This window comes from Pedobacter sp. Leaf132, assembly GCF_920984695.1.
Taxonomy (GTDB): Bacteria; Bacteroidota; Bacteroidia; order Sphingobacteriales; family Sphingobacteriaceae; genus Pedobacter.
This window is the reverse complement of record NZ_CAKLBO010000013.1, coordinates 1-21053: the sequence shown is the minus strand read 5'-3', so window position 1 is coordinate 21053 and position 21053 is coordinate 1. Positions and strand designations below refer to the sequence as shown.

The window sequence follows — 21053 nt, the reverse complement described above, 5'->3', positions numbered from 1 at the left end:
AACTAAAATTTCAGATTATGAAATTCAACAACATAAAAATATTAGCCTGCAGTACGATAATGGCTACAGCTCTATTTGGCTTAGGCTCATGTAAAAAGTATTTGGAAATAAAACCAGAATCTGCGTTTTCCCCTGCAGATATTTTTAGCAATGTTTCAAGTGCGAATTCAGCCATAATGGGCGTATATCAACTTTTAGCCGGAGATGATGGTTACGGGCAGCGGCAATCACTCGTTTTTGTTAACGATACCGATGAGTTTTCCAGAAGTGGTGATGTAGATGCAGGCGCCCGCGGACTTGCACGTTACAGCGCTGATGCAGGAAATGGCGAACTTGCTGCAACCTTTACAAGAGGATTTCAAGCTATAGAACGTGCCAATTTATGTATTAAATATATCCCACAGATGGTAGCATACAATAGTGGTTCTGCATCTGACCAGAAAGAATTGAGAAGACTTTACGCAGAAGCGCTCGTACTTAGGGCAATATATTATTTTGACCTGGTTAAAAATTGGGGCGATGTTCCCTTGCAATTGGAACCTTCAGTTTCGGGAATGGATTTTAATCTTAGTAAAACCAACAGTGATGTGATTTATGATCGCATTTTGGGTGACATCGCAAGTGCTGAACGCATGTTGCCATGGCGCAAGGAAACAACCATAGATGAACGCATAACCCAGGGTGCTGCACGTGGCATGAGGGCTCGAATTGCTTTATTTAGAGGAGGATACCAATTGCGTAGAACATCTAAAGTAATGGAAAGATTACCAGATTACCTAAAATATTACACTATAGCAAGAGATGAGTGCGATACGATTATGAAATCTAACCAGCACGCACTTAACCCAAGTTTTTATGACGTATTTAAGAAAGCTAACGAACTTACTTTAGATAATGTTTATGGTGAACGAATGCTTGAAGTTGCGCAGGCTGGCGGAAATGCCAATTATGATAGTAAATTAGGAAGGGCTAGCGGTACCCGTATTGCCGATGGTTCACGCTATGGCCCAGGTGGCGGAGCCTTAAATCCTACAGCAAGTTATTTTTATTCTTTCGACGTGTCTGATCCGAGAAAAGAAGTTACCATTGCCCACTACAATATAGATGCTAACAATTTAAAAAGTCCGGCTCGGATGACTGAAATGAATGATGGTAAGTACCGTAGAGACTGGAGACCAATTATCGCCGGAGCTACTCAAACATTAGGAATCAACTGGATTATGTTGCGCTATTCTGATGTATTATTGATGTACGCAGAAGCGGTTAACGAAATAAATGGCGCACCGGATGCATCGGCGATAAAGGCATTTGAAGATGTACGAAGAAGAGCATTTTCGGCAAATTTAAGTAAAGTTGGTACAACACCCACCTCAAAAGCAGCATTTTTTAATGCGATTGTACAAGAAAGAAGCTGGGAGTTAGGTGGAGAAGGCATAAGAAAATATGATTTAGTACGCTGGAATTTATTAGGCGCTAAACTAATTCAAGCCAGAACAGAAATGACAGCCATTGTTAATACACCTGCAAAATATCCTCGCTATTTATATTATAGAAATGTGGGCGAAGAATTTGAATTTTTGCCAGGTACTGGATATTATTTGCCAGATCCTGCTGTAGCGCCAGCTCCATTGTATAATGCTACTACAAATCCAACAGGTTACATCAGGGTAGACTGGAGACAAAATTTAACAACTACCGCTGGAGGCGCAATAGAAAAATTGGGACGCACTTTTCAATCTAATCACTCTGAAGTGCTGCCTATCCATAGGAGTATTTTAGATCTTAATCCTAATCTAAAACAAGATTTTGGATATTGATATCGACTCACCGCCTTATCAATAAAATATATGCTTGGCCTGAAGGTTTGAAAACCGGAAGGCCTTGCTTATCAAAGTCTAATTCAGCTCATAAATTTTACGATAATGTTATTCGGAACAAAATTTAAATAAATCAATAGAAATAATGTCGATTTCAGAGTTAGTGCGAAACGCTATATTAAAAGGCTATACAATGCCTCCGGCTAATGCTTTGGCAGCTGTAAAACCAATAGGGTTAAAGAATTCAGTCGACCATTTTATTGCACAGCTGCAAGACTCAGGCGCTAAAGTTTTTTTGAATAGCTATTACTTTTCTAATGCATTCGGTCCCGTTTCAGCCCGGCTTTTAGGGAAAACAAGGCGGCAAATAAGGAAATCGCTCGCCTTTTTGCGTGTGCGGAAATTTGTGAATTGTAATTTCAGGGCCAAGTTGGGCGTAGCTGCATGTGGCGCTATTTTTATTTCAAAACAGGATATGATCCTACTTCAGTTAACAAACGAATGTAGATTCGCTTCACTATACATCGATGCGAATGACGTCTTATCAGATTTATGCCAAGCAAACGTGCTCATTGAGCAATATCAGCAATCTGATGGATATTATGTTTCAGGGCCAAACCGTTTGGCGCATAGCCCCTTAAATGAGTTAAGGAACATACCGAGGCTTGTGGTTTATATTTCCAAAAAGCAGAAACGAGGTCCGGTTTTTAGCGCCTAATCTAAGGTTCTGTATCGCACTTAACCGCCAGTTAATTTTTTAAAATACTCAAACTAACTGGTGCTCAATACTTTGCAAATGCTAAAGCTTAACCATATTAACATGAAATTAAGATTATTCAACCTGTTTTTATTATTGACTATTGTATTTACTTACTCCTTTGCGCAGCAAACTCCTATAAAGTTTACGGTATCGCACAATGGTAATGGTGATTACAGAACTATTCAGGAAGCTATCAATGCTGTACGTGATCACATGCAATCAAAGGTTACAATTTTAATAAAATCGGGAATCTATCACGAAAAAGTTGTTATTCCAGCTTGGAAGAAAAACATCATGATTATTGGCGAAGACCAGAAAACAACAATTATAACAAATGGGGATTATTCGGGTAAACTTTTTGCTAACAAAGATTTTACAGGTAATAATAAGTATAGCACATACACCTCATATACCCTATTGGTGCAAGGCAACGACTGCAGCCTGGAAAATATTACAGTAGAAAATTCGGCTGGACCAGTTGGACAGGCAGTAGCCTTAACCGTTGAGGCCGACCGCTTCGGGGCAAAAAATTGTGCATTTTTAGGCCACCAGGATACGCTATACACCTCAAAAGATGGTCGATGTTATTTTGAGAATTGCCTTATTACCGGCACCACTGATTTTATTTTTGGAGAGGCAACAGCAATATTCAACAGGTGTACCATCAAAAGTCTTACGGATTCGTACATCACCGCTGCCTCCACAACCCGCGAGCAGGTTTTTGGCTATGTATTTATGAATTGTGAACTAACTGCACTTCCAACCGTTAAAAAGGTTTTTTTAGGTAGGCCATGGCGGCCTTTTGCAAAAACAGTTTTCCTGAATTCCAGTTTTGGCGGGCATATTGTTGCAGAGGGTTGGCATGCCTGGCCAGGCGATCCCTTGTTTGCAAATAAGGAAAAAACAGTATTCTATGCAGAGTATGGGAACACCGGACCGGGCGCAGGTACCGCGGAAAGAGTACCATGGGCAAAGCAACTTTCTAAAAAAGAAGCTGCTCATTACACCATTAAAAATATCCTTGGCGGCTGGATTCCAGCCTTTTCAACAATTTAGCGTAGGCCTTCAATAAGAAACATAATTATTGTGTTGGGATGTTGCTGAGGCATATCCAATGCTGAGGAAATTCGATAGATTAATTGGCATGCAGCTATAATATTTTGGATTAGTTAGGCCGATTATTAAGCCTTGCTGCTTAAATAAGCCAATAAGTTTGCTATGTGAAGACAAAATATTAAATAAAAAGCTTGCGTTGTAAGTTAAAACAGAAAAGCAAATTATGAGAGCATAATTTAGTAAACCAGAACAAATCATCAAAGAAAGAGCAACTTTGGATATTTACGAAGTTAAAAACTTATTCAGCTATCTATTTAAGCCTGCTCAATCTACTTTTAATAACAATCTTAAGCAATCAGCGCTTTAGCCATTGGCGATCCGTGGCTTTACAATGAGTATACTAATGGCAGGTTACCAAAAACTTTTGAAAACGATAAGTCAGCGAACGATTTAAGTATGTTTATCCTAAATTTGATAAAACTTAAGAACTTTAGAATGACAGGGAAATAAGTTTTAGCTTACATGATTTACCTGGTCTAAATTCTGCAAAAATTTGATACCTGAATATGAGAAAAATTGATGTGATATGCTGTATTTTATTGGGAATCAGCTTTTTTTCTTGTTCGGATGCGGGGCAAAAAGCTGCGAACGAAAGTAAGCAGGATTCGGTAGCTTCATGCAGCCAAAATCTACCTAAGCGCTTCGGTGTAGAAAATGATACAGCTACTTTTGTTGCCAATAAAGCTAGCCATAAGGGTATGGTTTTTATTCAGGGTGGTGAATATTTAATGGGGGCGGTTGATAAAGATGGGCGGGAAGATGAATATCCGCAACATAAGGTTAGGCTCTCTTCATTTTGGATGGATATTAATGAAGTAACAAATGCTGAATTTAAAAAATTTGTAAAGGCAACAGGATACGTAACTACTGCAGAAAGAAAACCGATATGGGAAGAAATGAAAAAACAACTTCCCGAAGGAACGCCTAAGCCACCAGACAGTGTTTTTAGTGCAGCCTCATTGGTGTTTTATCAACCTAAATACATTAATGGTTTTAATAATGTTGCCCAATGGTGGCATTGGGTAAAAGGGGCGAGTTGGAAACATCCACAAGGACCAGAAACTAACATCATAGGAAAGGATAATTATCCGGTTATTCATATTTCCTGGGAGGATGCTATGTCTTACTGCAAATGGGCTGGAAAACGTTTGCCTACGGAGGCAGAGTGGGAATATGCAGCAAGAGGAGGTTTGAAAGATAGTTTATACCCCTGGGGAAATGAAGATATTGAAAAAGGCATCCCTAAAGCAAATACATGGCAAGGAAGCTTTCCGGTTAAAAACACAAACTGGGATAAATTTGGAGGTTTAGCACCTGTGAAACAATTTGAGCCAAATAATTACGGATTATTTGATATGGCTGGAAATGTTTGGGAATGGTGCAGCGACTGGTATCGTTCAGATTATTATCAAACGGCTAATACAATATCCACTAACCCCACCGGCCCTTCAGACAGCTACGACCCAATGGAGCCGCTTGTACAGAAAAAAGTGGTGCGTGGCGGTTCTTTTATGTGTAATTCTGCTTACTGTAAAGGGTATCGGGTTACTTCAAGGATGAAAACTTCTACTGATACCGGACTTGAACATACAGGGTTCAGGTGCGTTAGTTCTGATTAGCTAACCTCCAACGGCTTTTAAGAAAAAACTTTTGTCTGCTCAATATCTTTGCGGAAGCATATTTATTTAGCAAAATTGCCTCGCTTTATTTATACAAAATTCAGGTCTTTACCTCATTCACATATCTTTAACAAATGTATTAAATGTAATGGCTAACCAGTTACATCGAAATAAGAAACGAAACAATAAGTATCTTAATCCTTATAGCTTATAAGTTCTTTAAAGCTATATTATTAGCTTTTCATTGTTAATTAAGCGTACGTAAATTTTTGAAAGCTATCAAAATACTTATCCGTATGTTCATTGGATTTATTGGCATAAAAAAAGGAAACAACAAAAACATGTTGCTTCCTTAAGTAGCGGGGAGCAGGATCGAACTGCCGACCTCAGGGTTATGAATGCCGCCTTATACGGTATTGTTGTTTGATAGTCAGCATGTTAAGCGTCATGAACATGTATTTGAGTCACTTTAAGATTCAAATTATGTTTACAGAACCAAAAATCGTGTCAAACGATAAACTCAAGTCAAGAGCTTATGTAATTTTTTATTACAATGGAAAAAGATATAGAGAATACAATGGTAAACGCCTAAACCTTGACCTAAACCCTAATTACTCCAAGACATTAAAGGATAAGAACCGACTCCTGTCCGCCCTAAGATTTGCTTTTCAGAAAGCACTCGATTCGGGATGGTCGCCATTAAAAGACATGTCTAAACTTCGAGCCACTTTTGGAGAAGGCTTAATAGAGGTATTGAATGATAAACTGAGTTCAGAGTACAGCAGAACTTATAAAAGAGATTTAGAGACGCTGCACAAACAGCTAACTGAGTTTTTGCCAAAGCATCTAATGGGTAGTATTGTTGCTGATATTGATCGCTCATACTTCGAGAAGTTCTTAAATCAATTCAAGAGTTCTAACCGCCACTATATGAACAAGAGGAGGTCGCTTTCTGTATTCTTTACAGGTATGATTAAGAAAGGATATACAACTCTTAACCCAGCTTTAGACACTGACAGGCTAAAGGTTAAGTCAGTTTTACATGAGCCTTACAGCTCTTCTGAACTAAAAGCCATCTTAGGCTATCTTAAAGTTCACTATCCAAACTTGCACTTATGTTGCTTAATGACTTATGGATGCCTACTGCGTCCTCATCAAGAAATCCGTCTGCTTAGGAAGAGCCACTTTAACGATGATTTGACTCGTATTAGTTTATCTGGTAAAGAAAATAAAAGTGGTCGCATACGTTCAACCTTCGTTCCTCAGTATGTGAAGGATGAACTTGAGATTAAGTTATCAGATGCAGATGGTGATGATAATATTTTTACCCTCGACAAGTTGCCTTTCAACGATGATTATTTCAAGACGCAATGGTCTAGGGCTAAAACAGAAATGCTTAAGATAAGATTAATACGTAAAGGACAAACTATTTACTCCTTTCGACACTCTGGTGCAATTGCGGTTTACAAGAAAACCAAAGACATCCACATACTGCAACAGGTATTGCAGCATTCAGATATGGCAGTTACACTTAATTATTTGAGAGGGTTGGGTGAAGTTGCAGATGAAAGATTGCGAGATGTATTACCAGAATTGTAGGATGGTTATAGTAGCCTGGGCGATGAGCCCAAGCTATTTCATTTTACATCATACATTCATCAGCAAAGCTGTAGTATCTATCTGTTGTAACGATTATGTGATCGCACACCTCAATCTCTAACAACTTACCTCCCTCTTTCAACTTTTGCGTGATCTTCAAGTCAGCGTTGCTTGGCTTTGTATTTCCACTAGGATGATTATGTGCAAGTATTAACTTGCTACTGTTAGTCTTCAAAGCAATGGCAAAAATCACTTTAGGGTCTGCCAATGTTCCTTGTACCCCACCAATTGAGATATCTACAATCCCTAAAACCCTATTGGTAGTGTTCAATAGGATCACTTTAAACTCCTCCAAATACTCAATACTGCCTAACTTCCAATGCTGTAAAAGGATGTGGTAGGCATCATTAGAACTGTTAATTTGAGGTCGTTCTTGCACCTTGTAACCTGTTCTGTAGCTTACTTGCACTTCGGCTACTTTGAATTGTTCTTGTACCATAATTGTATCTATTTAAATATGGCACATGTATCAAGCTTTCATACCAATTAAGCAAAGGAGGAACGGAATAAATAGACTGTGCGGTAGCTACATGAGCGTTTATGCCGTAGTTCCTTTAAGCGTATTGGGAGGACAAGTTTAAATTTGTGAGTTATTGTTATAGATACTCCTCAGCAGCAATATTAATATAACTTACCCTTAAGCCAATAACTCACCCTAACCAGTAATATCAAAACAGGAACTTCAACCAATGGTCCAATCACACCAACAAATGCCTGTGGAGAATGGATGCCAAATACAGCAATTGCTACTGCAATAGCCAATTCAAAATTATTTCCCGTTGCAGTAAATGCAATCGCAACGTTTTTATCATAGGAGACATTTGACCATCTATTAATAAAGAAACTTAGTAGGAACATTAGAGCGAAGTACAACACTAAGGGAAGAGCAACCTTTAACACATCCAATGGAAGCTCTAATATCTTATCACCTTTTAAACTAAACATCAATACGATAGTGAACAGTAATGCATAAAGTGTAATTGGAGATATTAACGGAATGAACTTCCTATAGAACCAATCCCTCCCCTTACATTTAATGAGTAATCTATTTGATATGATACCCAACAGGAAAGGAATTCCCAGATAAGTCATTACGCTCAATATAACATCCTTAATGTCTATCTGCACACTGAAACTACCTAAACCAAGCTTATTAGGCAGCACGTTGATAAACAACCAAACGTAGAATGAATAGGCAACTATTTGAAATACGCTATTCAAGGCTACCAATAACGCTGCGTATTCTCTATTACCTTTAGCAAGGTCGTTCCAAACTATAACCATTGCGATACATCTAGCTAAACCTATCATCATTACCCCGACCATATAACTTGGTTCATCACTAAGGAACAATGCCGCCAGAATGAACATTAGAACTGGTCCAACAATCCAATTGAGTAGCAGTGATATACCAATCACCTTTCCATCCCTTAATGCTAATGGTAAAATTGAGTAGTCAACTTTCGCCAATGGCGGATACATCATAAGGATTAGACCTATTGCAAGAGGTATGTTTGTTGTTCCTATTGATAGTGCTTCGGTAACTATTGAAATGCTTGGGAACACATACCCCAATGCAACTCCAAAAGCCATTGCAAGGAATATCCAAAGAGTTAAATAGCGGTCGAGAAATTTCAGCGTTACCTTCATCTTACTTCTTGATCTTAGAGAATAAATAGAAAATCTCAGCAGCAATCTGAAAGCTCCGTTCAGTGTAAACTTGCTTCTGCTCAGGTGTACCATCTGATACTTTAGGATCTTCAAATATAATTGGCACACGCTTGTCCGCACCTGCTATGAATGGGCATCCGCCGTCTGCCTGTGAACACGTCATAATTGCAACGAAACCACTTACTGGATTAAAGGGATGCTCATAAGTCTTCGAAAAGCCTATAATCGGCAATGAGTTGTCCGCATACTTGATCATGTAGATTGGGTTATTCGTTTCAGCTAACTTCTCTATCTCAAATCCCATTTCCATTAGGGTTTCTGCCACCATAGGAAACATTGCGGTAGCCTCTGTCCCTCCAGAATAGCAAACCACTTTAGGCACTTGATAGTATGATGCTGCAACCTGAGCCCATATCTGCGCTAGATGGCTTCGCCTAGAGTTGTGCGTGCAGATGAAGTTGATGTTAACGTCACTATCGGAACTCACTCGCTCCTGTAAGTAGTTTGTTAGTGAGTTTAATACTTCCTTGCGTTCATCACTTATATGCATCTCCAAGATATTAGCAATGTTTGTTTTAATGTCGTCGTACATAACTAACAGCAGCCAGAATTAGGTGAACATTCAGATTTATTAGTGCTTGCAAGGTTTACCTTTACTTTACTCTCCGGTATGCCACACGCTGTATTGGCAAGACAAGCTGTTGTTTTACTAGTAAGTATGAAGTGTGTTCCGTTGTAAGCCAAACCGTATCTACCGATGGTATTACTTTGGTACTCTACCTCAATCTCTAAGTCTTCCAATCCTAATGTTTCTTCGGAGAGCTTGATGATTGATAGTAGTTTACCTGGCTTCAATCTATGCTCGTAATCGTCTGCATTCCATAACTGAAAGTTAACTACGGTTTCTTTACGCACATTACCTCCACAGTCGATAAAATGTTTGGTTACCAGTCCAACTTCTGTTACGTGAAAATGCTCCGGTACAAATGAACCATTCTCCAATTGAAACTCGACGTTATTTAACGTTGGTAGGGTTTCTTTTACTTGTGATAATCTCATATTTCTTAGAGTTTAATTATTATATCGCTATATTACGATTAACGTGAGTATAGAAAAGCTAGCAGCAGCCTTTAGTAGATACACCATCTGCTAAGAAGTTGTTCAAGAGCACTTTAACACTAAGCCATACCGCTTCATCTATGCAATAGCAAACGCTAGTACCCTCAATGTTCCCTTTAATTATACCTATGCTTTTCAATTCCTTTAAGTGTTGTGATATCGTAGCTTGGGCAAGCCCAAGTTCTTCAACGAGATCATTACAAATGCATGCTTGCTGCTTGATAATGTGCTGCAGAATTGCTACCCGTGCAGGATGCGCCAACGCTTTCAAGACGTTTGCTATTTCGTTCTGTTCAGTAGTGAAGATATTGCTTTTAGTAAGTCCCATACGTTTGTATCGCAATATTACGATTAATGATTTATATTATATTACAACCTTATTAAACAAGACAATCCTATGACGTACGTGTTGAATAACTTAAGCTGACATTTTCAACTTAGGTGGGCTATCAATAATGGTAACGGAATAAAAGTGTGCTTGGTGACTGTAGACGATTAGATCAAACGTCATCATCACTGTTTAGTAGCAGTAGCAAGTCTGAATCGTTGTTTAGTTTCTTCAAAGTTGATACAACGTTAACACGCTTGCCAACCATATCGCGCTTCATTAGCTCTTGAATAATGCATCTAATACCGTCATTTTGTATTGAGAGGTTGCTTCGTTGTTGCACTTTTATTTATTACTAGGGTTTATAAATAACAAATAGGAAACAAATTGTGCGTATGGGAAATACATGATTTTTGAAAAGGGTACACTCTGAAGCATGCATATTACTTTTTTATCTTTATTTTCTTAGCCACATCAAACAAGTCAGCGGTGTACTGTTCATATAAGTCAAACAGAAACTCTAACCGCTTCATTTCGTTTATAAATGGTTGAGGTCGATATGCCAGGTCAACCACCTTATCGAGTTCAGAGTGCGCCTTTTGCAATGAGACTGGCATAGTAAGAGGGTTGTAAAGGTCTGATAAGGAGCTGTTCATATACTGACTACGCACATCCAAAACATGTTGTGCCTTTATCGAAACGGCTTCAATTTGTTTTTTGTTGGAGTCACGAGGCCAAGGATAGTTATTATATACAATGTCTATGGAGTATCGATATCTACTTTCAAGTCTACCACATACAGTTTTCAACCAAGACATGTGCATTTGAGACATAAGGATTCCAAAATGATAGAGGCTAGCATCTGGAATGGATAGGCACGAATTATTTAATATGTCGTTTGAGGTCATGAACCCCATCGGAATATAAGGTCGGCTCTCAGATGAGTGAGATGGTATCAGTATGTATTCGGTCGAAGGTTGGCGGTTCTCCGTAAAAAGAGTTGGCTGTCGTGCCCACTGTACAGTAGCTATTTTGGTACTATTCAACCTCATTGTCTTAACAGCGTTAATTCGATTCATGACTTGTGGTAGTTTGAGCAACTCAGTAGGATTGGCATCCACCAACCACAAACAATACCTTTTCAGTCCATTTAAGAATTCATGCGCGGATATCAGAGGCCGAACAAATTTTTTGGCCATAGGTTCCACATTTAGAAACTGGATTACCTCATCTTCTGTAAATAAAAAATTGCCCCCGTCAGTGGGTTGACTTCCCTTAAACATTTTGGGCGCATTCGAAATTGACTTCGTCCGCTTGCTAATGAATGTGTCTGTTGCGTCGATAAGGTAAGGGTTGATATGCTTAGCGACGATTTCATGTGCCTCACCTTTGACGTCCTCATATTCATAAATCGTTTTTCGGATTGTATCAAAGGTGGCAAACCCGATGATTACACAATACACACCAGCATTTCCTCTCGCTTCGTTAACCCATTTAAAAGTTCTATGGGCAAAGTGAATCACACCGCCATACGTCTGCAGAATGGGCCTCCATAGTAAAGCTACTTGTTCTCCCTGTACGATTGAGTTTGTTGACACAAAGGCCACTTTGGTTTTAGTTCCCTGTATAAATTTAACAGCCCTCATATACCAACCACTTACATAGTCTAGAGTACCACTCCCTGTAAGGCCCCCGAACTCATCTACAATCTGACCCCTTTGTTTTGCGGTCATTAGTTTTGAACCTATGAACGGAGGGTTACCAATGATATATGAAAGCTCTTCCTTGTTAACGATGGTATTCCAGTCAGTTTCAAGTGCGTCTGCATTGAGAATAGTTGCCGACTTACGCAATGGTAGCCTAACGAAATATTGACCAAACTCACTACTTATTTGCATGTTCATCTGATGGTCTATAAGCCACATTGCAACCTCAGCTATCCTTGCAGGAAACTCTTCGAACTCGATGCCGTAAAACTGGTCCACATCGAGCCAAATAATGCTTTCTATACTGGTTGCAATCTGATTCTTAAACTGGTAGCGAAGTATTTCAATCTCCAACAACCTCAATTCCCTGTAGGTAATAACAAGGAAGTTACCGCAGCCACACGCAGGATCAAGGAACTTGAGCAAGCTAAGTTTCTTGTGAAATGAAGGTAGCTTGTTCTTGTTATCTTTAATGGAATTAAATTCTTTCCATAGCTCATCAAGGAACAACGGTTTGATAAGTTTCAATATGTTTTTTTCGCTTGTGTAATGAGCACCTAGGTTTCTGCGCTCCTGAGGATTCATAACACCTTGAAACATTGAACCGAATATGGCAGGCGATATCTTACTCCAGTCGATGTAACAGCATTCCAATAATGTTACTCTCATCGCACTATCGAAACTTGCGAAAGGTAACACTTCCTCAAAGAGCTTACCATTAACATATGGGAATGCATTTAATTGCTCATCGAGGTTTTTAAATCGCCTTTCATTTGGTGTATTAAGGGTTTGGAATAGCTCTTGAATCTTCGATGCTAAGTCACTACCGTCTTCATTCGTTCTATCCTCAATGAAGTTTTGAAACTGCTGCCGTTCAAAAATAGTGGTGTCTTCTGCGAACAAACAGAAAAGCAAGCGAACTAAGTAAACTTCTAAAGGATGCCCTTCATAGCCAATGAATTTTAACCTGTCGTGCAGCTTAGCCATTAACGCTGCCGCTTTAATATTAACAGGGTCTTGTTCTTTGTAAACTCTCTTTTGATATCCCGCTATAAAACCAAAGTGCTGTACATTGTGCACTAAGTCCTTTAACTTGAACTCAGTTGTTTCTTGGTTCTCGGTGTCGAACAAACGAAAGTTTTCAAAGTCGGATACCAGTATATACTTAGGTAACTCATGCTCCTTAATACCATGGATGTAGTCTTTGGCTTGAATGAAGGCTTTGTCAAGGTTCTTTCCCTTGGTTTTCATTTCAATAAGGATGGTTCCTTTCCACAACAGATCGATGTAGCCATCTGCCTCATTCAATTTTTTTACACGATGTTCAAACGTACCAACACGCTTCCTAGTGATTCCAAAGATGTTAAAGAACGCTTCAAGGAAAGGTTTAGCATCTGCATCCTCATTGTAAGTATCTTCCCACTCCTTAGAGAACGCTACTGCTCTATCTTTTATCTCGTTCCAACTTAAAGCCATTCTTTATTATTCGTTAAACTGTATTGTAATTGTTATAGAACTCATGCTTGAAATTTGTTTGTCACTTCTGAAGTAGCCAACGAGCGGATTAAAGCTAAGACCCAATGCTCAAGATTAGCTAAACGAAATCCATTAGCGGAACCGTATGTTGTATAGTCCCATCTGCATTCTCCTTCAGTATATTAGCATATTTCACATCTATCCCTTTGCCAGCCAAGCTTTTGCCAAATGCATTTAAATAAGGCATTTGAGCTGTCGGCTTCAGTAACTTTAAAAGCTCGGTACCAGACTTGCTAAAAGCATGAACTTCAGTACTAGCTATAGGCGTATTAGCTGTTTTGTTTGCGATTATAATTATATTAGCAGACGTAAAAACCGAAGTCGATCCCTGTGGCGTATCGAGCATCTGATACGAGATAAAATTATCTGGATTTAACAATCCAACCTCAACTAAAGTAGAACGAACCTCATAACTAAGATATTTAGAAGTTGAATCACTATCTTTAAAAATAAATAATGACTCATTACTTCTAATCGCATAGTTAGAGGCTTTTATAAATGTATCAGCTTCATACTTACTTAGATTTCGAATCATTTCAAGCGTACGCAATGAAAATGATTTCGGCTGTTTAACTTCACCTGCAAGTATTTTACCCCATAGGGCTTGCATATCAACGTCTGAAATATCTTCTGCCATATTGAAAAACCTAGTCGTCCAGTCATTGCTTACAGGTTCTTCAGATACGGATTCTTCTTGAGATAACTCGTCGGCTGCCACATTAGAAATCGCATCTATATTCATTTGCCTTTTCATCTCCCTGTGCAGAAGTCGATCTTGTAGTCTCTCGTAGGAAGCTGCCTCAATTTCTTTACCTTCGGCTTCAGCTCTAGACTTAGCTCTTTCAATTATTTCGATTTCATAAGCCTTGGCATCCGCCTCCTTCCTCATTGCTCTAGGTTTATAGATTGTACCAATAGCACTACTTATGACTTCTATAAGCTTTTCCAGAGGCTTCCCATCTACTTTAATAAGATTAAATTCGGGCATGTTAATTTAGTTTAAATTTGAGCTTGGCTAAGATAAGAAATAATTTGTAGTTCCATACTAGGTGCTCACCGCTGCTGCGAACTGAGAAAATGTGTGAGAACTGGTAGCTGCAAAGCAGCGAGGTTCGATCTATGTTTTAACACAAGCGTCAGCGCAGCATTTTCGACTACGCAGGTGAGCTGAAAAGTGGAATGCGTGTGGGCTTATCCAGGATAAAGCGAAGCAAATCCTAGATAAGAACAGAGAAAGCATTCATGAGGCGACTGCTTTGCCAAAATTAAAACCATGACAAAAACGAAGTGACTGGCGCGTGTTTTAAGTGGCATTAACCTCGCCGAATACCGATCTACCTACCTTATAGCACTGTCTGATGGTAAGAACTAATGTCATAAAAGTAAACGCAGTTAACTTATAAGAAAGCAGAACAGTACAATTCCTTACCGAATCAAAGACTAAGCCCTCCCTTTCTCGCTGTAAGCCACTAAATGAGAGAGGGAGGAAATTAGGATGACATTATATCTAATATTCAAGCCGATCTTTTACTAAATTAGCTGTCTGCTTAAAATCATACAACTCTATTATTTTGTAGTAATTCCTTTAGATTGTGATATCTTCTTGAAATTGAAATATTCATCAATTCTTTTATTGTATCTTCGGATATTTTAGCTCTATCTTTATTCCACCTCTGCCAAGCTGCATGAGATTTTCCTATATGATCTCCTACATAATATGCTACAGAATTTAAATTATAGGCTGCTGACTCCAACAATGCTGGCGGCATTCTTTTTAATTCAACATTGATTAAAATGTCAATAGTCACCTTTAGATTCTCGTCATATGCGTGGAAAGCACCACTTGGTCCCGATCTATCCCAAGTTTTTTGTATAGCTCTAACATAGATTTCCAATAAACCAGATATAACCATAATATCGTTGTCTTTGAAGATTTTCAGGATGTCCTCCCTATGGACATCATCATCAATAAATCTAACAATATCTAAATCCTCCGCTTCAAGCAATTCTTGATTAAATTGACGATAATCAGCCATCAGACTTTGATATTCATCAACATTCGAATCTATTTTCATTTTTAATTCTGCAAGCAGTGATGATAAGTCGTTAAATTCAATAATTATGATTCCATTTTGAGTTAAATATGGGGTAGTCTTTGGTGACTGGCAATATAAAAATTGGATTATACCTTGTGGATATAGCACGTTTTTATCAGAGTAAACATTTTTTGACCAATCTACCGCTGTAAGAACATTGAAATCTCCCAAATTGTAACCAATTAAGACAGTTAATGATTCCTTTATAGTAAGGGGTAATTTTTGCTGTCTGTATTCGTTTGGTCTAAATAGCGAAATATAATCTTCTTGTGTGATAATAATAGAATCAGGATTAGTTCGTAACCCATGAAGATGGTAGACTGGAATCTGGTCAGATTGCGACACCATGTAATCACTAGGACTTAAAGAATAGCCTTTTCCGGTCAGAATACTTTCAATTATGGTATCATAATTTGTTGTGATTACCCATTTGGGATTTATGCTTTCAAAATATTCTGCATATTCCTTGCGCTTCCCTTTTTCTGGATACCAACTTGTAATGTCAGCTATTTTTTCCTTTAACTTCTTGACCGCTTGCTGATAGTCTATTGAGTTTTCTATCGCATAAACCTTGCATAATTCCGTTGCAATTTCAGGGTAAGATGAGCCTGCCTTATTGATTTTGTTGTAATCAACTTTTAGATTTTTACAACATTCCTCAATTAGTTTTGGCCAAGAGAGTGCGACTGTTGTGAATGCATCATTAAGAATTGCCATCGGCAAGCCAGCACCTATGAACAATCCTAAGTTTCCATAAATAGATGATTCTGCAATTAAGTCAAATACTTCTTCCTTGTTTTTGTATTCTTTTGGTGTCATTGAGAGTATAATTTTCACGAAAGTAACAAAGTGGATTCACTTTCTAAAATCCGCGAAATACTTTCAACAGCACGGTTATTTTAACCATATTCTAAAAATAAGAATATTAGCAAATTTGCTAGATGCAATGGTCAAAAAACAATTTATTTTAGATGCTTTTGGAGAGCCACAATGCTATGGCTCTTTTATTAATTCAAGTATCCCACTAGTGTATCTACTCTGATTGAGCCAGTTATCGTTTCCACTTTTAGAAAGGACGATCTCCTTATACAACCTCAACTCTTCATCATAAAATAAAACAGATTTGGTATGCCAACCTGAATCATATATACAGATTGGCGATTCAACCACAAGTGCATTCTTCAAATCCTCTATAACATCTTTGCTCAACTCTAGTTGCAAATCACTTTGGTAAAACTCGCAATTAGCAAGCTGTTTAAAGAGTTCATCTGGTCTAATGTGACGCTCATATGGTACATTGCATTCCGTTACACCATCATCATCTTGACTCTCATCACTGCTGTCAAATACCGTATAATCCGGGTTCTCTCCAGAGATGTAAAGATTGAAATACTCTTCTTCAGGGATGCTGTAATGATATTCATTGCCTTTGCTATCTAAATAAAAACCTCTTTTGTCAAAGTCAATATTATAGAAATCACTTTGGAAGAGGTATGGCAGACTTTCTATTGATAGGTAATTGTCTAAGGGTGAATTTAAGTGTTCTTCGTTCATTACAGGTTATGTTGGTTTGCCAATGTGTAACTTATATAAAATAAAGATGGGCTCAATCATTTCAGCACTAACTTACGGATTTCATATGCACATCGTGTGAATATTGTGGGGGTCAAATTGGATTGGCGAAGATTGTTAGATTTACATCATCCAGTATCACCAAATCTTAAATGAGTTAACTATAAGTGTACGTCCTTCCTCCGAGCATACCGCTGAGATTCTTCTTCCAACTTGTATGTAATCGATAATCACAGCTTTTCTCTCATCAGTCAGATTCCTAAAATCAAAGTTTACGAAAGTAGATGTCCCTTCCTTATCAATAACGTAGACACCTTCAACATCCTCATCCACACTGATAATTTTACCAGCAATGATGAATGTAGATGCACTACTATAGACCTCATTAGGAAACATCTCAGAGCTCTTTACTGAAACAATTGGCTCCACTTCCCTCTTAACAATTCGTGGCTTAGGGGTATCGATTACTGCGTCAATAACAAAAGTGTTCGCATTCAGGGAGGTGTCAATATTATTAGTTGCATGGTCTATCACGCCAATCCCAAACGTTGATTTTTTAGAGCTGCTAACCGCCTCAGCATCAATTGATTCACCATGACCTTGAGACTTCATGATTAACACTGTTCCAAGAACAAGTACGAACGCAGCTAAACAAGAAACAATGATATATAAAACTTTAGTCTTCATATCAATCTAGTTTGCTTAAATAACATATAGCTCTCCCACAAGGGATGCCACCAACAAACTTGCCTCCAACCTGAGCTGGTCTATATCTAATATTCCATGGCACATTCAAATCCACAATCAATACTAAACCACTCTTCGATCTGCTAGGTCTTAACTGGATATTAATCTTTTCTTTGTCTTCGCCTTTTGATAACTGAGTCGAGTAGTAATCTCCATCGGCATCGTTTGTTAACGCTAGTATCGTATCCTCATTTTCCTCAATGTCCTTTACGATTACAAAGTCCTCCTTAAATTGCAACTGGTATTGTTTCTGTTTAAGCTTGTCTCTGAGAAATCCACCGATTGATTTGCCCCCTACAGTATCATCGGAGCACTTAGGTAATGTATTGTATTGTCCACCATCGGCTTCGACATTAACAACCACATACTTACCATCTTTCATTTTGTTACAGCTTGTGAGAATCAAGACTGTCGCAAACAGCATTAGTAATCTTAGAGTTTTCATTTAGATTTAGAACCGATAGTCCCAGCCGGTTGGTTAGTAAACACGAAAGCGTAGGGAACTGTACCAATCCTGCAATCAGAGGCTCCTAGGAGGGCCATTGCAACAGGCGGACAGCACCTACGCTTTTGCGCAGGCGTGAACCACTCTGTTCTTGTTGCAATGTTCGAAATGTTCCTAGGATTCCTGAATGCAAGAACTGATAGCTACGCTAAAATTCTTTATATGTTGTTGTAATTTACTCTATGTTTATTTACTTCTTGTGTTTTAAGTTGCGTAAAGATAATCAAGAGCAATGAAATATAAGAGCAGTTTGCTCTTATATTTTTAGTTTGGTAATTCCTGTTTCTCAACTGTATTGATTGAAACGTAATCTGTTTCTCCCTCCGCTATTCTTCTATAAAAGAAATTGTGTTGCTGTTCAGCAGGTAAAAAGTTCACTCTAAGTGCGTACTCAATGCCAGTAGTATTGTCATTCGATTGCGTAATTGAATAAGCTTCCCTTAGTAATTGGTTGGTTAAGCTACTGCCGAACTTTTCTAGTGCTTCAAGTCCGCAGTCTAAAAAGATATAGAACCTACCATCCTTTGGACTCATTGAGAGCGTTACGTTATGAAAGTAACTTAGATACTCTTTAACAAGATTTGTATTCTGTTCATTCTTGGTGTGTTCCATCATTGCATAAGTGCGAAACTTGGTAACTTCGAACCGTTTCAGCAGTTCGATTGCTTTGTCTACTATAAGCGTGTAGGCTTTCTCAACCTCTTTGTTAACGGTTTGAACATCCGCTGTTACTGCAACGAACTGTGTTCTGGTTTGAGCTTTCACTCTTGTTTGTGCTTTCATTGTTAAGAATTAAAAGTGATTAAAAAGGAAAAGCAACCCGACTGAGTTGCTTGTAAGTTGTGGGGGTATGAACCATCGCAGAACTGGGTTTTTTGAGCTTTACCTGAGTACCAGAGTTACTCCCTGTCATTAACTGCTTTCATTAAGGAATCATGTTCCAAATAACGTTACGACTTAAAGCCGTCTATCGTATCAGTCATTCTGCGATGGTAATGGGATTGTGTTAACTTTTATAAAATAAGGAAGCGGCGTGTATTTGGACTCCTTCCGTATTGATGTTATAAAAGTTAAACAGTATAAAAGTGATGGGTTAAGATACCTAGCTGATTAAGCCAGACATGAAGTGAAGTGGTCAGTTTGCAGCGAAATCGATTGTTGAGATGAAGCGGTTTGGTTGAACCTGAAGACAGCGATTAAAAAATGATGGATAATCATCTTTGACTACCCTGTTCGCACAATGAGAGAGAGCCATCTTATCAATCAAGCTTAGCACCTCAAGTTCAAATGGACAGTTGAACAGGGTGTATTCGATTACGTAGTCACAATTAATCGTACAACTTAAATAGAGATGGAGGTGCTTTGTTTGAATGCAATGTAATCCCTCGACATCCTTTGGATGCTTACGCAGATTGATTTCAAGGCACAATCTATCTTCATCAATTGGTAGTGATTGGTGCAGCACTTTAACCTTATTGACTAACCTGTGAAACATTCTTTCTGTGAGCAGGTTAATGCTCTTTTGCAACTCACTGCCGCGCTTGCTGGCTCGAACGTGGTTCTTGTAAACGAATTGCTTGCTGCTCCATTGTTCTTCAACGATTGAAACCTGTTCGGGAAGCTTTTTTAAATGGCGTGGGAGTTTTGAATGCTCTGTTTTCATTTCTTAAAGGTTAAAATGTGTCAAATGGCTGCTTGTATTTTAAAGCATTTATGTGGGTATAGAGTCTTTTCTATACTTTTTACTTCGCCAGCCGGCACCTAGAAGGGGGCTAATGTCCAACCTACGTTTCAGAGCGCAAAAATCACAGGATTTCCGTTTAGGCACTACTCTTTCAAGGTTACATTTGGAAAATGTTAACTTTTATGAAAGCAGATTATAATATAACATGAGACTGCCATACCTGTCAAATCACACATATTATTCACTTTGAGATTTGAAGTGGAGGGGGGTGGGTTTGGTAGAACCGTCTGTAAAAATTATATTTTTAAAATCTAGCACCTATTGCTAAATTAGAGCAATGGATGGAGCATTAACTTACTCACTTAAAGTATGGCTTACAAGTATAGTTATAGGTACGTTTGCTTTATGGTCAACAATGATTATTTTCTCTCCTGCTAAAGACGCACCTTGGAGTTAGCTGCCCTCATTCGTATTATTGACATTGGTAATCGCAGCATTCATATCTTTCCCTTCATCATTAGTATTGTTTCTATCCACCTACATTCTTATTAGAAGAGCTGTAGCTCCATTAAGTACAAATATTTTATATTAGTTTGATAGCTATTGCTGCATGCTTTATAACGTTTACCCTCATAGCTAGTTTTGATCATACCTCAGTGTTTGACAGAGGCAACTTCACTTTGCTTCTTTGTTATAGTTTACCAGTTCCGATTTGCGTTTGGTTCTATGGAATTAACACATCAAAGAGAGCAAGTCTTCCAGAGGTAACTACACAAAAGAAATAATTCCTGTGGAACACTCTAACTATACTATACTTATACTCAGTATAATTAGAGTGTGTCAGGGGTAACTTTGGCTTTCACTTACCCCTGATTTTTCGTATCTTTATAATACTACCCAACGAGATCAGTTGCTTCCTCAGCAAGTTAAGATAACCTTATAATAGGTTTAAGAGATCTAAATGATAATACGAAAATGAATTATGGAATATATGGAGTTGCTACATTTGACTGGAGGAATTTAGTCGTCAGATTTAGAAAGAAACTTTTAAATTTGATTATATGAGCAGACGAATGTTTGATGAATCCTTCAGGAAGATGGCAGTAGAGCTTTCTTAC

General features: G+C 38.3%; 18 protein-coding genes. 5 read left to right on the top strand and 13 right to left on the bottom strand.

The genetic code is table 11. From position 1 onward, the window contains the following. The first annotated feature begins 17 nt into the window (after window positions 1-17). The 5 genes from LUA86_RS17895 (at window position 18) to LUA86_RS17875 (ending at window position 6911) form a co-directional block, all read left to right on the top strand. On the top strand, window positions 18-1817 hold the full coding sequence (locus tag LUA86_RS17895; RefSeq protein ID WP_231465354.1) for a RagB/SusD family nutrient uptake outer membrane protein: 1800 nt from the start codon (window positions 18-20) through the stop codon (window positions 1815-1817). A 145-nt stretch (window positions 1818-1962) separates the two neighbouring features. Further along, entirely contained in the window at window positions 1963-2535 is a 573-nt protein-coding gene (locus LUA86_RS17890; RefSeq protein WP_231465352.1) for a hypothetical protein, read from the top strand. A 102-nt stretch (window positions 2536-2637) separates the two neighbouring features. Continuing rightward, window positions 2638-3633, top strand: a complete 996-nt coding sequence (locus LUA86_RS17885; protein WP_231465349.1) for a pectinesterase family protein — start codon at window positions 2638-2640, stop codon at window positions 3631-3633. Window positions 3634-4199: 566 nt separating this feature from the next. Then, window positions 4200-5312 (top strand): formylglycine-generating enzyme family protein, encoded by a 1113-nt coding sequence (locus LUA86_RS17880; RefSeq protein WP_231465347.1) that lies wholly within the window; start codon window positions 4200-4202, stop codon window positions 5310-5312. A gap of 483 nt (window positions 5313-5795) precedes the next feature. Beyond that, a complete protein-coding gene (locus LUA86_RS17875; protein WP_231465346.1) occupies window positions 5796-6911 on the top strand; it encodes a site-specific integrase in 1116 nt (371 codons plus the stop codon). Between the two features lie 43 nt (window positions 6912-6954). Here LUA86_RS17875 and LUA86_RS17870 read toward each other — a convergent pair whose 3' ends face one another. The 13 genes from LUA86_RS17870 to LUA86_RS17810 all read right to left on the bottom strand — a co-directional run bounded on the left by LUA86_RS17870 (window position 6955) and on the right by LUA86_RS17810 (window position 19914). Next, window positions 6955-7380, bottom strand: coding sequence for a RadC family protein (locus tag LUA86_RS17870; protein ID WP_370634393.1), 426 nt, complete (start codon window positions 7378-7380; stop codon window positions 6955-6957). Window positions 7381-7592: 212 nt separating this feature from the next. Beyond that, entirely contained in the window at window positions 7593-8621 is a 1029-nt protein-coding gene (gene arsB, locus LUA86_RS17865; RefSeq protein WP_231465341.1) for an ACR3 family arsenite efflux transporter, read from the bottom strand. A gap of 1 nt (window position 8622) precedes the next feature. Beyond that, window positions 8623-9234, bottom strand: a complete 612-nt coding sequence (locus LUA86_RS17860) for a low molecular weight phosphatase family protein (RefSeq protein ID WP_231465339.1) — start codon at window positions 9232-9234, stop codon at window positions 8623-8625. A gap of 2 nt (window positions 9235-9236) precedes the next feature. After that, entirely contained in the window at window positions 9237-9701 is a 465-nt protein-coding gene (locus LUA86_RS17855) for a DUF6428 family protein (RefSeq protein WP_231465337.1), read from the bottom strand. Window positions 9702-9759: 58 nt separating this feature from the next. Continuing rightward, window positions 9760-10089 carry a helix-turn-helix transcriptional regulator gene (locus LUA86_RS17850; RefSeq protein ID WP_231465335.1) on the bottom strand — a complete coding sequence of 110 codons (330 nt, stop codon included), beginning with the start codon at window positions 10087-10089 and terminating at the stop codon, window positions 9760-9762. A gap of 443 nt (window positions 10090-10532) precedes the next feature. Next, complete coding sequence (locus LUA86_RS17845) at window positions 10533-13271, bottom strand: DNA methyltransferase (RefSeq protein WP_231465333.1); 2739 nt, start codon at window positions 13269-13271, stop codon at window positions 10533-10535. A gap of 118 nt (window positions 13272-13389) precedes the next feature. After that, entirely contained in the window at window positions 13390-14319 is a 930-nt protein-coding gene (locus tag LUA86_RS17840) for a DUF2806 domain-containing protein (protein ID WP_231465331.1), read from the bottom strand. Window positions 14320-14884: 565 nt separating this feature from the next. Beyond that, the gene (locus tag LUA86_RS17835; protein ID WP_231465329.1) at window positions 14885-16246 is read right to left on the bottom strand and encodes an SIR2 family protein; all 1362 of its coding nucleotides are present in this window, start codon (window positions 16244-16246) and stop codon (window positions 14885-14887) included. 174 nt (window positions 16247-16420) lie between these two features. Beyond that, window positions 16421-16981 (bottom strand): hypothetical protein, encoded by a 561-nt coding sequence (locus LUA86_RS17830; protein WP_231465327.1) that lies wholly within the window; start codon window positions 16979-16981, stop codon window positions 16421-16423. 156 nt (window positions 16982-17137) lie between these two features. After that, on the bottom strand, window positions 17138-17686 hold the full coding sequence (locus tag LUA86_RS17825) for a hypothetical protein (protein ID WP_231465325.1): 549 nt from the start codon (window positions 17684-17686) through the stop codon (window positions 17138-17140). Between the two features lies 1 nt (window position 17687). After that, window positions 17688-18128, bottom strand: coding sequence for a hypothetical protein (locus LUA86_RS17820; RefSeq protein ID WP_231465323.1), 441 nt, complete (start codon window positions 18126-18128; stop codon window positions 17688-17690). A gap of 387 nt (window positions 18129-18515) precedes the next feature. Further along, the gene (locus tag LUA86_RS17815) at window positions 18516-19034 is read right to left on the bottom strand and encodes a hypothetical protein (protein WP_231465321.1); all 519 of its coding nucleotides are present in this window, start codon (window positions 19032-19034) and stop codon (window positions 18516-18518) included. 352 nt (window positions 19035-19386) lie between these two features. Further along, window positions 19387-19914, bottom strand: coding sequence for a hypothetical protein (locus tag LUA86_RS17810; RefSeq protein WP_231465319.1), 528 nt, complete (start codon window positions 19912-19914; stop codon window positions 19387-19389). Window positions 19915-21053 lie beyond the last annotated feature (1139 nt).

What these genes read in the sequence shown, in the direction of transcription:
- LUA86_RS17825 (WP_231465325.1), bottom strand. Translation starts at nt 17,686, where the DNA reads ATGAAGACTAAAGTTTTATATATCATTGTTTCTTGTTTAGCTGCGTTC.
- LUA86_RS17885 (WP_231465349.1), top strand. Translation starts at nt 2,638, where the DNA reads ATGAAATTAAGATTATTCAACCTGTTTTTATTATTGACTATTGTATTT.
- LUA86_RS17815 (WP_231465321.1), bottom strand. Translation starts at nt 19,034, where the DNA reads ATGAAAGCACAAACAAGAGTGAAAGCTCAAACCAGAACACAGTTCGTT.
- LUA86_RS17850 (WP_231465335.1), bottom strand. Translation starts at nt 10,089, where the DNA reads ATGGGACTTACTAAAAGCAATATCTTCACTACTGAACAGAACGAAATA.
- LUA86_RS17835 (WP_231465329.1), bottom strand. Translation starts at nt 16,246, where the DNA reads ATGACACCAAAAGAATACAAAAACAAGGAAGAAGTATTTGACTTAATT.
- LUA86_RS17890 (WP_231465352.1), top strand. Translation starts at nt 1,963, where the DNA reads ATGTCGATTTCAGAGTTAGTGCGAAACGCTATATTAAAAGGCTATACA.
- LUA86_RS17880 (WP_231465347.1), top strand. Translation starts at nt 4,200, where the DNA reads ATGAGAAAAATTGATGTGATATGCTGTATTTTATTGGGAATCAGCTTT.
- LUA86_RS17845 (WP_231465333.1), bottom strand. Translation starts at nt 13,271, where the DNA reads ATGGCTTTAAGTTGGAACGAGATAAAAGATAGAGCAGTAGCGTTCTCT.
- LUA86_RS17840 (WP_231465331.1), bottom strand. Translation starts at nt 14,319, where the DNA reads ATGCCCGAATTTAATCTTATTAAAGTAGATGGGAAGCCTCTGGAAAAG.
- LUA86_RS17830 (WP_231465327.1), bottom strand. Translation starts at nt 16,981, where the DNA reads ATGAACGAAGAACACTTAAATTCACCCTTAGACAATTACCTATCAATA.
- LUA86_RS17855 (WP_231465337.1), bottom strand. Translation starts at nt 9,701, where the DNA reads ATGAGATTATCACAAGTAAAAGAAACCCTACCAACGTTAAATAACGTC.
- LUA86_RS17875 (WP_231465346.1), top strand. Translation starts at nt 5,796, where the DNA reads ATGTTTACAGAACCAAAAATCGTGTCAAACGATAAACTCAAGTCAAGA.
- LUA86_RS17895 (WP_231465354.1), top strand. Translation starts at nt 18, where the DNA reads ATGAAATTCAACAACATAAAAATATTAGCCTGCAGTACGATAATGGCT.
- LUA86_RS17810 (WP_231465319.1), bottom strand. Translation starts at nt 19,914, where the DNA reads ATGAAAACAGAGCATTCAAAACTCCCACGCCATTTAAAAAAGCTTCCC.
- LUA86_RS17860 (WP_231465339.1), bottom strand. Translation starts at nt 9,234, where the DNA reads ATGTACGACGACATTAAAACAAACATTGCTAATATCTTGGAGATGCAT.
- LUA86_RS17820 (WP_231465323.1), bottom strand. Translation starts at nt 18,128, where the DNA reads ATGAAAGATGGTAAGTATGTGGTTGTTAATGTCGAAGCCGATGGTGGA.
- arsB (WP_231465341.1), bottom strand. Translation starts at nt 8,621, where the DNA reads ATGAAGGTAACGCTGAAATTTCTCGACCGCTATTTAACTCTTTGGATA.